The 13,277-nt window shown below is 66.4% G+C and carries 13 protein-coding genes; 4 read left to right on the top strand and 9 right to left on the bottom strand.

Going from position 1 to position 13,277, the window contains the following annotated elements:
• Positions 1–2: 2 nt before the first annotated feature.
• Positions 3–1,280: an MFS transporter gene (locus tag CD932_RS25140; RefSeq protein ID WP_094445615.1), complete on the bottom strand. Its 1,278-nt coding sequence runs from the start codon at positions 1,278–1,280 to the stop codon at positions 3–5.
• A gap of 107 nt (positions 1,281–1,387) precedes the next feature.
• On the opposite strand from CD932_RS25140, the gene CD932_RS25145 reads away from it, so the two are divergent.
• Complete coding sequence (locus CD932_RS25145; RefSeq protein ID WP_094445616.1) at positions 1,388–2,290, top strand: LysR substrate-binding domain-containing protein; 903 nt, start codon at positions 1,388–1,390, stop codon at positions 2,288–2,290.
• Here the strand turns inward: CD932_RS25145 and CD932_RS25150 are convergent.
• Positions 2,287–3,183 (bottom strand): LysR family transcriptional regulator, encoded by an 897-nt coding sequence (locus CD932_RS25150; RefSeq protein WP_094445617.1) that lies wholly within the window; start codon positions 3,181–3,183, stop codon positions 2,287–2,289. The two genes, CD932_RS25145 and CD932_RS25150, sit on opposite strands and share 4 nt — an antisense overlap.
• 123 nt (positions 3,184–3,306) lie before the next feature.
• On the opposite strand from CD932_RS25150, the gene CD932_RS25155 reads away from it, so the two are divergent.
• From CD932_RS25155 to CD932_RS25165, 3 genes are read left to right on the top strand one after another with little or no spacing between them, the layout of a single operon-like run.
• Complete coding sequence (locus CD932_RS25155; protein ID WP_094445618.1) at positions 3,307–4,605, top strand: CitMHS family transporter; 1,299 nt, start codon at positions 3,307–3,309, stop codon at positions 4,603–4,605.
• Positions 4,606–4,637: 32 nt separating this feature from the next.
• Positions 4,638–5,975: an acyclic terpene utilization AtuA family protein gene (locus tag CD932_RS25160; RefSeq protein ID WP_094445619.1), complete on the top strand. Its 1,338-nt coding sequence runs from the start codon at positions 4,638–4,640 to the stop codon at positions 5,973–5,975.
• A gap of 9 nt (positions 5,976–5,984) precedes the next feature.
• Positions 5,985–6,299 (top strand): hypothetical protein, encoded by a 315-nt coding sequence (locus CD932_RS25165; protein WP_094445864.1) that lies wholly within the window; start codon positions 5,985–5,987, stop codon positions 6,297–6,299.
• Here CD932_RS25165 and CD932_RS25170 read toward each other — a convergent pair.
• From CD932_RS25170 to CD932_RS25200, 7 genes are read right to left on the bottom strand one after another with little or no spacing between them, the layout of a single operon-like run.
• A complete protein-coding gene (locus CD932_RS25170) occupies positions 6,280–7,698 on the bottom strand; it encodes an ABC transporter ATP-binding protein (RefSeq protein WP_094445863.1) in 1,419 nt (472 codons plus the stop codon). The genes CD932_RS25165 and CD932_RS25170 overlap by 20 nt on opposite strands.
• On the bottom strand, positions 7,691–8,458 hold the full coding sequence (locus tag CD932_RS25175) for an ABC transporter permease (RefSeq protein ID WP_094445620.1): 768 nt from the start codon (positions 8,456–8,458) through the stop codon (positions 7,691–7,693). The genes CD932_RS25170 and CD932_RS25175 overlap by 8 nt, the downstream gene beginning before the upstream one ends.
• Positions 8,455–9,387 (bottom strand): ABC transporter permease, encoded by a 933-nt coding sequence (locus CD932_RS25180; protein WP_094445621.1) that lies wholly within the window; start codon positions 9,385–9,387, stop codon positions 8,455–8,457. Before CD932_RS25180 ends, CD932_RS25175 begins: the two co-directional genes overlap by 4 nt.
• Positions 9,384–10,982 (bottom strand): ABC transporter substrate-binding protein, encoded by a 1,599-nt coding sequence (locus tag CD932_RS25185; protein ID WP_094445622.1) that lies wholly within the window; start codon positions 10,980–10,982, stop codon positions 9,384–9,386. Before CD932_RS25185 ends, CD932_RS25180 begins: the two co-directional genes overlap by 4 nt.
• A 13-nt stretch (positions 10,983–10,995) precedes the next feature.
• Positions 10,996–11,868 carry a hypothetical protein gene (locus CD932_RS25190; RefSeq protein WP_094445623.1) on the bottom strand — a complete coding sequence of 291 codons (873 nt, stop codon included), beginning with the start codon at positions 11,866–11,868 and terminating at the stop codon, positions 10,996–10,998.
• Between the two features lie 38 nt (positions 11,869–11,906).
• Positions 11,907–12,704: a hypothetical protein gene (locus CD932_RS25195; protein ID WP_094445624.1), complete on the bottom strand. Its 798-nt coding sequence runs from the start codon at positions 12,702–12,704 to the stop codon at positions 11,907–11,909.
• Entirely contained in the window at positions 12,694–13,206 is a 513-nt protein-coding gene (locus CD932_RS25200) for a hypothetical protein (protein ID WP_094445625.1), read from the bottom strand. The genes CD932_RS25195 and CD932_RS25200 overlap by 11 nt, the downstream gene beginning before the upstream one ends.
• Positions 13,207–13,277 lie beyond the last annotated feature (71 nt).

Genomic DNA, 13,277 nt, shown 5'->3' on the forward strand with positions numbered 1-13,277 from the left:
CGTCAGCCGGCCGCTTCGCGCGCGCCCAGCGGCTGCAAGTGGCGCAACTTCAAGGCGATCAGCAGGCCGCTCCCCATGCACAGGACCAGCATGGCGATGACGCCAGTCCAGCCGTCGAAGCCCCACATCATGCCCGAGATGGAGCCGATCAGGCTCGCCCCCAGGTAATAGAACAGCAGATAAAAGGCCGACGCCAGCGCCTGCGGCGCGCGGGCACGGCGGCCGACCCAGCTGCTGGCGATCGAGTGCGAGGCAAAGAAGCCGAAGGTGGCCAGCGCCATGCCGGCCACGATCAGCGGCAGGGAGTCGAACAGCGTCAGGACGATACCGGCCAGCATGACCACCAACATGATCCACAGCACGCCGCGCCGGCCCAGACGGTCCGCCAGGCGGCCGGCCCAGACGGAACTGAAGATACCCATCAGGTACAGAAACGCCAGCAAGCCCACCGTGCTCTGGCGCAAGCTGAAGGGCGCGGCCAGCAGGCGGTAGCCGATATAGTTGTACAGGCTGACAAAACATCCCATCAGCAAGAACGCCAGGCAGAACAGCCATGGCAGGCCACGGTCGGAAAAATGCTGCTTGACGGCATGCGGCAGCGCCTGCCAGCCACGGGTGGTCGGCACGAAATGCTTCGACGCCGGCAGGCTGCGCCAGAACTCAACCGCCGCCAGCAGGCCGACCACGCCGAGCATGCCGAGCGACCAGCGCCACGACAGAAAATCGCTCAGCATCGACGAGATCAGGCGCCCCGACATGCCGCCAAAGGCACTGCCGCCGATATACAAGCCCATCGACAAGCCCAGCGACGGGCCTTCGATTTCTTCGCCCAGATAGGCCATGGCGACGGCCGGCATGCCGCCCAGGGCAATGCCCAGCATGGCGCGCAGCGCCAGCAGCTGGCCATAATCCTGGGCAAACGCCGACAAGATGCCCAGTATGGCGGCGCAAAACATCGACGCCACCATCAGCGGCTTGCGGCCCACGCGGTCCGATACGGCGCTCAGCAGCACCAGCGAAATGGCCAGCAAGCCGCTCGACACCGACAGCGACCAGCTGCTTTGCGCCGGCGTCAGATGAAATTCGTGCGACAGCGCCGGAAACAGCGGCTGTATGCAGTACAGCAAACTGAAGGTGGAAAAGCCGCCAAAGAACAGCGCGCGGTTGCTGCGCCTGAATTCGGCCGTGCCTTGGGCGATCGCCGCACGGTGAGCGGGAGCGGCCGGCGGGGCGGGCGGGACTGCGGCGGCGGGGGAAGCGGCGAGCGATGAATCGGACATGGCGGTGTTTTGAGAGAGGCGAGAAGCCATGATAGGATTGCCAACTCATATCGTCCAATATATATTTAAGGATCAACTCATACTTTAAAACGATTACTGGAGTGACCATGGAACTGCGCCACCTGCGTTACTTTGTCGCCGTCGCCGAAGAGCTGCACTTCACGCGCGCGGCCGAACGGCTGCATATCGGCCAGCCGCCGCTGAGCCAGCAGATCCAGGCGCTGGAAGCGGACGTGGGCGCGCAGCTGCTCGAGCGCAACAAGCGCTCGGTGCGGCTGACGCAGGCGGGCCGCCTGTTTCTGGAGGACGCGCGCCGCATCCTGGCCCTGTCGGAACAGGCCGGCGCCACCGCCCGCCGGGCCCAGCGCGGCGAAGCGGGCGAACTGCGCATCGGCTTTACCTTTTCCACGCCGTTTACGCCCTACTTCGCCACCGTCATCAACCACTACCGACAGCTGTTTCCGCACGTGACTTTGACGCTGCGCGAAGTAGCCACCCAGCATCAACTGGAAGAGATTTCCGCCCACACGCTGGACTTGGGCTTCGTGCGTCCACCCGAACTGGCCTACCCGGACGACATCAAGCTTACGCAACTGCGCCAGGACCCGCTGCTGCTGGTGCTGCCGGTGGCGCACCGACTGGCGGCCAAGCCGGCCATTGCAATTGCCGACCTGGCCGGCGAAGGCTTCGTGATGTACCCGAAAGATGCGGGCACCGGCATCCATCCGCAGATTTTCCGCCTCTGCAAAGCGGCCGGTTTCGTACCAAACGTGGCGCAGGAGGCGGGCGAAGCGTCGACCATTATCGGCCTGGTGGCGGCCGGCTGCGGCATCTCGGTGCTGCCGTCCTCGTTTGACCGCATCCGCATGGACGGCGTGTGCTACCGGCCGATCGCCGACCCGCAGGCGAGCACCAGTTTGCTGCTGGCGCAGCGCGAGGAAGAGACCTCGCCGCTGGTGGCGGCGTTTGTCAAACTGGCGCAAGAGGCGACGCTGGAAAGCGGCGCCTAGCCGCCCCCGCTGCCCAGGCGCAGCTCGATCAGTTCCAGCATGCCGCGCGCCGCCACCGACAGGGTGCGCGGCATGGCCAGCAGGATGGGGCGTTCGGGCTGGCCGGCCGCCAGCGGCACGGCCACCAGGTCGAGTTTTTTGAACTGGAACAGGGTCAGGGCCGGCACCAGCGCCACGCCCAGGCCATGCTCGATCAGGCCGGCGACGGTCGCCAGGTGCTCCACTTCCAGGCCGCTGTCGCGCACGACCACGCCTTGCATCAAACGGTCCACATGCTGGCGCACGCTGGTCGATTTCGCCAGGTGGATCAGCTCGCAACCGGCCAGGTCCGCCAGTTGCACGCGGCGCTTGCGCGCCAGCGCATGATCGCGCCGGCACACCAGGTAAAACGGGTCGCTGCACAGCACGCGCGTATCGAATTCGGCCAGCCGGGCGCTGGGCGCCGTGATCGCCAGGTCCACTTTCCCCTGGCGCAGCAGGTGCAAACACTGGTCGGACAAGGCGTCATGCAACTGCACTTTGACGCCTGGATAGCTGGCGCGGTATTCGGCGATCACGGCCGGCAAGCCATTGGCCGCCAGCGACGGCAGCGCCGCGATCGCCACGCGGCCCTTGCGCCGCGCCACATGGTCGCTCAGGTTGCCGAACGCCGCTTCCATGTCCGCCAGCAGGCCGCGCGCGACTTCCACGAACATCTCGCCTTCCACCGTCAGCATCACATTGCGCGTATCGCGCTCGACCAATTTGGCGTTCAGCGCCGCTTCCAGCTTCTGGATCACGGCGCTGAAGGCCGATTGCGACAGATGGCAGCGCTCGGCCGCACGCGTGAAATGGCGGCAGTCGGCCAGCGCGACAAACGCTTGCAGCAGTTTGCTGGAGATATTCGGCAACATTCTGATTGACCTGAAAAGCAGGATAATCATCCTGAAAAATCGATTTTACAATATAAATCACTGGCGGCAGAATGTCTGCAAACCCCGCATAGACGGGCACCATAAAACTCTGGAGACAAACCCATGCTGGCCCTGCTCGGACTGTGCACCATCGCCATATTACTGGCCGCCATCCTGACCAAGAAAATGTCGCCGCTGGTGGCATTGATTACCATCCCCATCATCGCCGCCCTGATCGGCGGCTTCGGGCTGGAAACCTCGAAATTCATTATTGCCGGCATTACCAATATCGCGCCGGTGGCCGGCATGTTCGTGTTCGCCATCCTGTTCTTCGGCATCGTCACCGACGCCGGCATGCTCGACCCCGTCATCAGCGCCATCCTGCGCGTGGTCGGCAGCCGGCCCAGCCGCATCGTGCCAGGCACGGCGCTGCTGGCGCTGCTGATCCACCTCGATGGTTCGGGCGCCGTTACCTTCCTCGTCACCATCCCCGCCATGCTGCCGCTGTACACGCGGCTCGGCATCGACCGGCGCATCCTGGCCTGCGTGGCGTCGATGGCGGCCGGCGTCAACTTCCTGCCGTGGACGGGGCCGATGATACGCGCCTCGGCGGCGCTGCATATCCCGGTCAGCGACATTTTCATGCCCTTGATCCCGGTGCAGCTGATCGGCCTGGCCTTTGTATTTGGCGTGGCGTATTACCTGGGCCGCAAGGAAGAAATCCGCCTGGGCCTTACCGCTGGCGCAGCGGCCGGCTTCGTGCAGATGCATGAGCTGACCGATGCCGAACGCGCGATTCGCCGGCCGAAGAACTTCTGGATCAATATCGTGCTGACGGTGATCGTGCTGGGCGTGATGATCAGCGGGAAGGTCGATCCGGTGGTAATGTTCATGATCGGCGTGGTGCTGGCCCTGATGATCAACTACCCGAACGCCGACATGCAGCGCGCCCGCATCGACGCGCACGCCAGGGCGGCGCTGCTGATGGCCAGCATATTGTTCGCCGCCGGGGTCTTCACCGGCATCATGAACAAGTCCGGCATGCTGTCGGCCATGGCCAAGACGGCCGTCGGCTTCGTGCCGCCGGAAATGGCCTCGCATATCCCGGCCGTGCTGGGCGTGCTGTCGATGCCGCTGTCGATGCTGTTCGATCCCGACTCGTTCTACTTCGGCGTGCTGCCGGTGGTGGCCGAAGTGAGCAAGATGCTGGGCGTGGAGCCGATACAGGTGGCACAGGCGGCCCTGCTGGGCCAGATGACGACCGGCTTTCCCGTCAGCCCGCTCACGCCAGCGACGTTCCTGGTCGCCGGCCTGGCTGGCGTCGACCTGGCCGACCACCAGAAATTCACCTTCAAATACCTGTTTGCCGCGTCGATCGTGATGACCATCAGCTGCATCGTGCTGGGCATCTTTCCGCTCTAAGCAGCGAACAGCGCCACTTCAAAGGAGCAAGCATGAAAACCATCCGTATCGGCGCCGGCGCCGGCTATTCCGGCGACCGCATCGAGCCGGCCGTGGAACTGGCCGAACGCGGCGAGCTCGATTACCTGATCTTCGAATGCCTGGCCGAACGCACCATCGCGCTGGCCCAGCAAGCGAAGCTGAAAGACCCGCAACAAGGCTACGATCCGCTGCTGATGGATCGCATGCGCGCCGTGCTGCGCCCGTGCAGCGAAAACGGCGTGCGCATCCTGACCAATATGGGCGCGGCCAATCCGCTGGCCGCCGCCGCAACCATACGCGCCATCGCCCGCGAACTGGACCTGCCGCACCTGAAAGTGGCGGCGATCACCGGCGACGACGTGCTGGAGCTGGTCACCAGCGGCGACTACCTGGACGACACCGGGGCGCCGGTCACGCAGCTGCAAGAGCGGCTGCTGTCGGCCAATGCCTATCTCGGCGCGCAGCCGCTGGCCGACGCGCTGGCGCAAGGTGCGCACGTGATCGTCACGGGCCGGGTGACCGATCCGGCACTGGTGCTCGCGCCCCTGATCCACGAATTCGGCTGGGCCATGGACGACTGGCACAAGCTCGGGCAAGGCACCCTGGTGGGCCACCTGCTCGAATGCGCGGGCCAGGTCAGCGGCGGCTATTTTGCCGACCCTGGCTACAAGGATGTGAGCAATCTGGCGCGCCTCGGTTTTCCCATCGGCGAGGTTGGCCAGGACGGCAGCGTGGTCATTACCAAGGTGGAAGGCTCCGGCGGCTGCGTGACGGTGGCCACCTGCACCGAGCAGTTGCTGTATGAAATCCACGATCCGGCCGCCTACCTGACGCCGGACGTGGTGGCCGATTTTTCGAACGTCTCGATGACGCAACTGGCGCCGGACCGCGTGGCGATCAGCGGCGCCACCGGCCGCCCGAAAAGCGGCATGCTGAAAGTGACGCTGGGCTACCTGGACAGCCATATCGGCGAAGGCCAGATCTCGTACGCCGGCCCCGGTGCGCTGGCGCGGGCGCAACTGGCGCAAGCCATCGTCGCCGAGCGCCTGCAACTGTGCGGCGTGCAGACGCAGGAACTGCGTTTTGACCTGATCGGCGCAAACGCCATCCATGGCGCGCAGCTGTCACGCGAGCATGCGGAGCCATACGAAGTGCGCCTGCGCGTCACTGGACGCACGGCCAGCCTGCAGGAAGCGGTGCGCATCGGCAATGAAGTCGAAACCTTGTACACCTGCGGGCCGTCGGGCGGCGGCGGCGCGACCAAGTCGGCGCGCGCCGTGGTGGCCGTGCGCGCCACCCTGATCGACGCCAGCCAGGTACACGCCACCATCCATTTCGGGGACGACTGAATGAACACCATCAAACTGCACGAACTGGCGCATGCGCGCGCCGGCGACAAGGGCGATATTTCCAACCTGTCGCTGATCGCTTACCAGCGCAAGGATTATGCATTGCTGTTACGGGAAGTGACGCCCGAGCGCGTGCGCGCGCATTTTGCCGGCGTGGTCCACGGTACTGTGACCCGCTACGAACTGCCGCAACTGGGCGCGCTGAATTTCGTGATGCAGCAGGCGCTGGGCGGCGGCGTGACGCGTTCGCTGGCGCTCGACGCGCATGGCAAGTGCCTGGGCGCGGCGTTGCTGGCGATGGAAATCACGCTGCCCGCAAGCTGACACGGCGCTGCGCCACGGCCCGCGCAATGTGTTCGTCGTGGGTCACCAGCAGCACCGCGCAGCCGCTGTCGCCGGCCGCCTCCAGCAGCAGGTTCAAGGTCTCTTGCTGCGTGACGGGGTCGAGCCGCGAAGTCGGTTCATCGGCAAAGATCAAGGCCGGTTGCAACAGCAGCACGCGCGCCAGCGCAAAGCGCTGCAGCTCGCCGCCCGAGACCTGCGACGGCAGGCGGTCCAGCAGTTGTTCACCCAGCCGCAAGCGCGCCAGCAAGGGCGGCACCGCCTGCCACTGCAAACCATGCAGCGCCAGCACATCGGCCAGCGCCGTGCGCAGCTTGACGCCCGGGGCGAAGGCAGCGGCCGGGTCCTGGTACAGCTTTTGAAACGCCGTGCGCGCCAGGCCCGCCGCACGCGTCACCGTGCCCGCATCGGGCTGCAGCAACCCCAGCAGCAGGTTGCCGAACGTCGTTTTTCCGGCGCCGCTGTCGCCCGTGATGGCCACCACTTCGCCACGATGGATATCAAAGCTGATACCGTCGAACAAACGCTGCTTGCCGAAGGACTTGGCCACTTTGCCTGCCTGCGCGACGAGCTCGCCCGGCGCATGCAAGCCGTGCCGCACCGACCGCACCGGCCAGCTTGCCGGATCGGCCGCCAGCAGCGCACGCGTATAAGTGTGTTCTGGCCGCGACAACAACTGCTGCGCGGCGCCCTGCTCGATGACGGCGCCGTCCAGCATTACGGCAATGTCCCCGCCCAGCGCGCGCGCCAGCCACACATCATGGGTAATGCACAGCACCGCCATGCCATCGGCCTGCGCGGCGCGCAGCATGGCCAGCAGCTCGCCACGCTTGCCGCTGTCCAGGCCCTTGCTCGGTTCGTCGACAATCAACAGCTTCGCACCGGCCGCATGGGTGGCCAGGAAGGCCACGCGCTGCGCCATGCCGCCCGAGATCTGGTGCGGATAACGCAGCGCCGCGTCCTGCAGGCCCAGTTGCGCCAGGTCGCGCAGGGCCGCCTCGCGCGCTGCCTTTGGCGCCTTGCCGGCCACCAGTTCATGGGTTTCGGCCACCTGCTGGCACACGCGCATGGTAGGGTCCAGCGCCAGCCACGGTTCCTGCGGCAGCAGCGCCAGCGCCCTGCCCCACAAGCGCCGGCGCGAATGCTGGTCGGCTGCATCAAAACGTTCGCCACCGATGACAATGGCGCCTTCGGCGCGCAATCCTGGCGCCAGCGTGCCCATGATGGCCTGCGCCAGCAGGGATTTGCCGGAACCGCTTTCGCCCAGCAGGGTCAGTGCGCCGCCGGCCGCTACGCGCAGGCTGACGCCATCGACAATCGCCTTGCCGCTGACGGCGTCGATCACGCGCAGGCCAGCCACGTCCAGGAAGGCTTCACGCATGACGGCCACCAGAGAGCATCAGCCCCAGCATGGTGAAACACAGCAGCGCCACCGGCGCGCCCACCAGCCATGGCGCTTCGCTGTAATACGGCAGCAGTTCGATCATCAGCACCCCCAGTTCGGGCGTGGGCGGCTGCAGGCCGACGCCGATAAACCCCAGCGCCGCCATCGCCAGCACGGCGCCACCCAGGCCAAAGCGCATCAGGGTGGCCAGGCGCGGCAGCAGCACGGGCGCCAGGTGACGGCGCACGATATACAGCGGGCCAAAACCGAGCAAACGCGACGCTTCGACCTGCGGGCCGGCCAGCAGCAGCGCGCTAGCGCTGCGCGTGACGCGAAAATATTCGACCCACAGCGCCAGCGAAATGCCCACATATAAAGGCCAGAACTGGCCCGGCGCAAACGCGGCCAGCAGCAGCACCAGCAACAGGCCCGGCAAGGCCAGCACGGCGTCGGCCAGCGCGCTCGCCCCACGCTCGAACCAGCCGCCGCGCCACGCCGCCAGCACGCCCAGCACCGTACCGGGCACGGCCGCGCTCAACACGCTCAACACCGCCATCGCCAAGGAGAGCTGCGCGCCGTGGGCCAGGCGCGAGAGCATGCTGCGGCCCAGGTGATCGAGGCCCAGCGGATGGGCCAGGCTGGGCGCTTCCAGAAAACGCCACAGACTCTGGCTGGCCGGGTCGATGCCGACGAGCGCCGGGCCAAACAAGGCAAAGCACGCGATCGCCAGCAGCAGCACGATGCCGAAGCGTCTCATGCGCGCCTCGCGCGCGGGTCGAGCGCCGCGCAGGCCAGGTCGACCACGCAGTTGAACAGCACGAACAGCATGCCCAGCACCAGCGCCGTGCCCTGGATCATGGTCACGTCGCGCGCAAAGATGGCGTGCACCAGCGCGTGGCCGATGCCGGGCCAGGCGAAGATGGTCTCCACCAGCACCACACCTTCGACCAGGTACACCAGCTGCACCGCCGTGTAGGCCACCACCGGCGTGGCGACATTGCGCGCGCCATGGCGCAGCAGGGCGTCGCCGGCGCGCAGTCCTTTGCTGAGCGCAAACGCATAGTAGCTTGACGCGCGCACGTCCCGCATGGCGTCGCGCGCCACCCGTGACGACACGGCCGCCAGTCCCAGCGCCAGGGTCAAGGCCGGCAGCAGCAAGCTGCCATGGTCGGCGTGGCCGGCGGCCGGCAGCGCCCGCAGTTGCACGGCAAACGCCAGCACCAGCAGCAGCGCCAGCACGAACGGCGGCAAGGCGCGCAGCAGTACCGACAACACCAGGTTGACCCGGTCGAACCAGCCGCCGGGGCGCAAGCCGGCCAGCACGCCAGGCAAAGGCCCCAGCGGCAGCGACAGCAGCACCGCCATCAGGGACAGGCGCAGGGTCTGGCCCAGCTGCATGCCGATTTCATCGATGACCGGTTGCGCGGTGACCAGCGACACGCCCAGGTCGAAGCGCAACAGCCTGCCCCACCAGTGGGCCAGCGCGGCCAGCGGCGCGCGGTCCAGCCCCAGTTCGATGCGCACGGCCTGCGCGGCGGCCGCGTCGACCATCTCGTAGCCATAGCGGCCGGCGGCAATCCGGTACGCCGTATCGCCGGGCAGCATGCGCGTCATGAAAAAGCACAACGTCCCTACCAGCAGCGCCACCAGCAGCGCCTGTATCAGCGCTTTGAATATCGTCTTCATGCGACCTGCCAGGTCAATGCGGAAATACGGTAGCTGCGCTCGAACGGGTCGATGCTGGCGCCGGCCACGCGGCGCGAGACGGCCATGGTCTGGCGGTACCAGACCACGGGAATCACGGGCAGGCCCTGCTGCAGTTCGCGCGCAACCTCGGCGCGCAGGCTCGCCGCTTGCGCGCTGGCGGCCGGTACGCCGCCGTTCGACAGCCGCGCCAGCGCCTCGGTCAGGGGTGCGCTGTGCCAGCCCATGGCGCCCCAGTCGCCACCTTCGACGCCGTAATCGTCGGCCAGGGTGGCGACCGGATCGGGCAGGCCGCCGAAATTGCGCGCCACCAGGCCGATTTGCAGCGTGCCGCTGCGGTGGCCGGCCGGGATATCGCTGGAGTTGCCGACCACGACTTTGACCGCGATGCCGACCTGGCGCAGTTCTTCCTGCACCGCCGTGGCGATCAAAGGCAGCTCGGGACGGTCGACAAAAGTGGTCAGGTTAACTTCGAAGCGCCGGCCGTTGCGCAACAAGATGCCGTCGGCACCGGGGACAAAGCCGGCCTGGCGCAGCAGCGCGCGCGCCGCCGCCGGATCGCTGCGCAAGGGCGGGAGCGCCGGCTGGTGCCACAAGGCCATCGCCGGTGGAAACAATTGAGTCGCGCCCAGGTCGTCGTCGCGCAGCAGCGCGCGCGCAATGCCGGGGCGGTCCAGCGCCAGGCTGATGGCACGGCGCACGCGCACGTCGTGCAGCAAGGGATGCGCGGCGTTCAGTTTCAGGAAGGTGGTGCGCGGCAGGGGCGCGGCCACCAGTTGCACCTCGCGCCGGCCCTGCAGGCGGCGGATGCTGGGCGGGTCCAGTGTAAAGGCCAGGTCGGCCTGGCCGCTTTGGAGCATCAGGGTGCGCGTTTCGGCGCGCGAGACGCTGATATAGCGCGCGCGGCGAACGGCAGGCGGCGCGCCGCGCCACTGCTCGAAAAACGCCACGTCGAATTGCTGCGGCAGCGAGATGGCCGTGATGGCATAGGGGCCGCTGCCGACGATGCGCAGCACGCGCCCGTCCGGGCCATACGACGAGGGCGCGAGGAGCTGCGTGCCCGAATGCGTGAACAGATAGGGCAATGGCGCATACGGCCGCGCCAGGGTGACAACAATAGCGCCACGCGACACCGCCATGCTGCGGATGCGGGCCAGGCGCAATACACCGGGCACGGCCAGCGCGCGCCTGAGCGAGGCCAGCACGGTGCCGGCCGTCAGCGGCGAGCCGTCGTGGAACAATCTGCCCTGGGCGATGAAGAAGCGCCATTCCAGGCCGTCGTTCGACACTTCCCAGTCGCTGGCCACCGCCGGCAGCAGCCGGCCCTGGTCATCGGCGTCAAGCAGGGTCTGCACCACTTCCATGCGGGTAAACATATAGCCGCCGCGCGACGGTTCGAGGCCCGTCAGCTCCCACGGACCGACCACGGTGAGCGTATCGCCGCTGGCCGGGGCCAGCGCCGCATGCTCGCTCAGCGGGCCGTCATGCGCGCATGCAAGCGGCAAGGCGACAGACAGCAGCGCGCCGGACAAGCGCTGCAACTGCCGGCGCCGGCCGGGCGAACGGGCATCACTCATGGCGCCGCGAAGATCAGGAGTAATCGGCGTCGAGCTCGGAACCGGCATAATTTTCCAGATCCTCGAACAGGCTTTTCATGCTGGCGCGCGTAAGGATCTTGTGCACCACGGTGCAGCTGCGGCGATAGGATTCGATCCGTTCGAGCAGCACCGGATGGTGCTGCACCGGCACCTTGGCCACCAGCGCCGCCCAGCCTTGTTCGAAGTCGGGCTTGTTCTTGCGTACCGAGCGCACGAAGCGTTCGAATTCCTTCTGGCCGGTGCGCGCGACGATGCGCCCGCCGCCTTCGATGGCGAAGATGATGGCCAGCGCGATCACGCCCTCGGCGTTCAGGTCGCTGTCGCTGACGGGACCATGGTCATGGTGGCGGCGCAGCCAGCCGGCCAGGCGCACCACGGCCTGCACTTCCTTGCGCTGGCGCAGCTGCAGCGCGTATTTTTCAGCGCCGGACCAGTTCTGGTTCGGATCGGCCTGGCAGATGTCGACAAACAGCTCGCGCAGGCGGCGCGCCAGGTAAACCGGGTCCTGGTCGTACTCGCCCACCAGCGCGTCTTCGGGCAGCTGCGACAATTCCTTGATCAGGCGAAAACCCACCTGGAACGCATGTTCGGCGCCATGCTCGACGAGAAAATCGAGCGCGGCCTGGTCGTTTTCCAGGTGCAGCGCATTTTCCAGGCCCAGCGAAACGCAACCCACCGTCAGGTACAGGGCCTTCTGGATGCCGTCGGCGGTGCGCTCGTTGGTGAACTTCTCGGCCACCATCGCCGTGATGCCCGTCAGTTCGTCGGCCAGGTTCAAGCCCGCATCCTCGCGCGGGTCGCCCGGCAGCAGCTTGATGGCGCGCACCAGGCGCGGCAGGTTCTCTACAACTATTGCTGGCAGCATCGATGATTCCTTGCTTTACTTACGTTCACTTGCGTTCATCACGAGAAAATGCCGGTGCCCAGGCTGCGGCGCGCACCGGCGCGTGGCGCGCTGCGGGTGCTCGGCACTTGCTTGCGCAGGCGGTACAGCAGCTCCTTGGTACTGCGCTGCAAAATCGTCGGCTCTTCGTCCGGGTCGTCCGAGTATTCCGCGTCGGCCAGGTCGGCACTGTGGCGGAAGTCGGGGAACAGTTCGAACAGCGCGCGGTCCCAGCCGTCTTCATTGGCCTGCGCCAGCTCGATCGCCAGCGGCACCACGTCGTTGTCGGACGAGGTCACGCCCGTCACATACGGCCCCTTGATGACGATCTCGCCCGCCACTTCAAGGATTTCCTTCGGCGCCATCGAAAACAGGATGGCAAAGGCAGTCGCGCCCCAGTCGGTGGCCGAGGCTTCCTGCAGCAGTTCGCGGCGGCGCTCAAGGTCGTCGGTGGAAAACACCACGCCGTGGATATGCGCGAACAGCGACTCGGCGATGCGTTCCGGATCGTCCTCGATCTGGTCGTCGCTCCAGGTGGCGGCAATAAAGGCCAGGCTGTCGGCCCAGGCCTTGGGCGGCACCAGCAAGGTCGCCAGCGACATCTTGCCGCCGTCGAAACCGGCCAGGTGCAGGGCCGTCACTTGCGGCGGAATCGCGTTCAGCACCTCCACCACGGCCAGGTCGCCGTACTGGTCGGCCGCGTCGGCAAAGGCCTGCTCGGCGTGGCCCAGGGAACCGGACAGCACCAGCTCCATCACCTGTTTTGTAAGCGCGGGCAGGTTGCTCTTCTGTTCTGCCTTGTCCTTGTTATCGGCCATGGTCGTCTCCATCCTGGTCAAACATCTGGGCGAAATCGTCGGTCGCCTGGTCGTCGTCATGATCGTCGTCGCCGTCGTCATTGGCGGCCAGCTGGTCGAGCGACTGGTCGTCGTCGTCCCACAGGCGCGGGTTCTTGTGCAGGAAAGCGGTGATGATGGCCTGGCGGGCCAGGTCCGGGAAGCTCTCTTCGATGGCGGCGTACATTTTCGCCGCTTCGGGCGCGGCGCACGAGGCCATCGCAAACACGCGGGCGTTGTCGCCCATTTCATAGTCTTCGCTTTCGGCCAGCAGGCCCTTCGGATCGCTGAAGGTGATATGGTCGACCAGCGCAAAGGCCAGCATGTTCACGTCTTCGATGCCGCCGCCGCTGGCGTATTCGCCGACCAGCGCATCGACCATGCTCTTGTAGTTCTTGCGGTTCGGCGGATCGCCCAGGATGCCTTCGATCTGGCCTTCGAGCTCACGCGACTGATAGGCGAATTCGGGGTGTACTCTTCTCATTATGTGCTTTCCAATATGCTGCGCGGCGCTGGTGGGTGGAAGCGCCGTTGTTGTTGTTTTCAGGGTGTGCG

Source organism: Janthinobacterium sp. PC23-8 (assembly GCF_002250505.1).
In the GTDB taxonomy this organism is placed as follows: Bacteria; Pseudomonadota; Gammaproteobacteria; order Burkholderiales; family Burkholderiaceae_D; genus Janthinobacterium.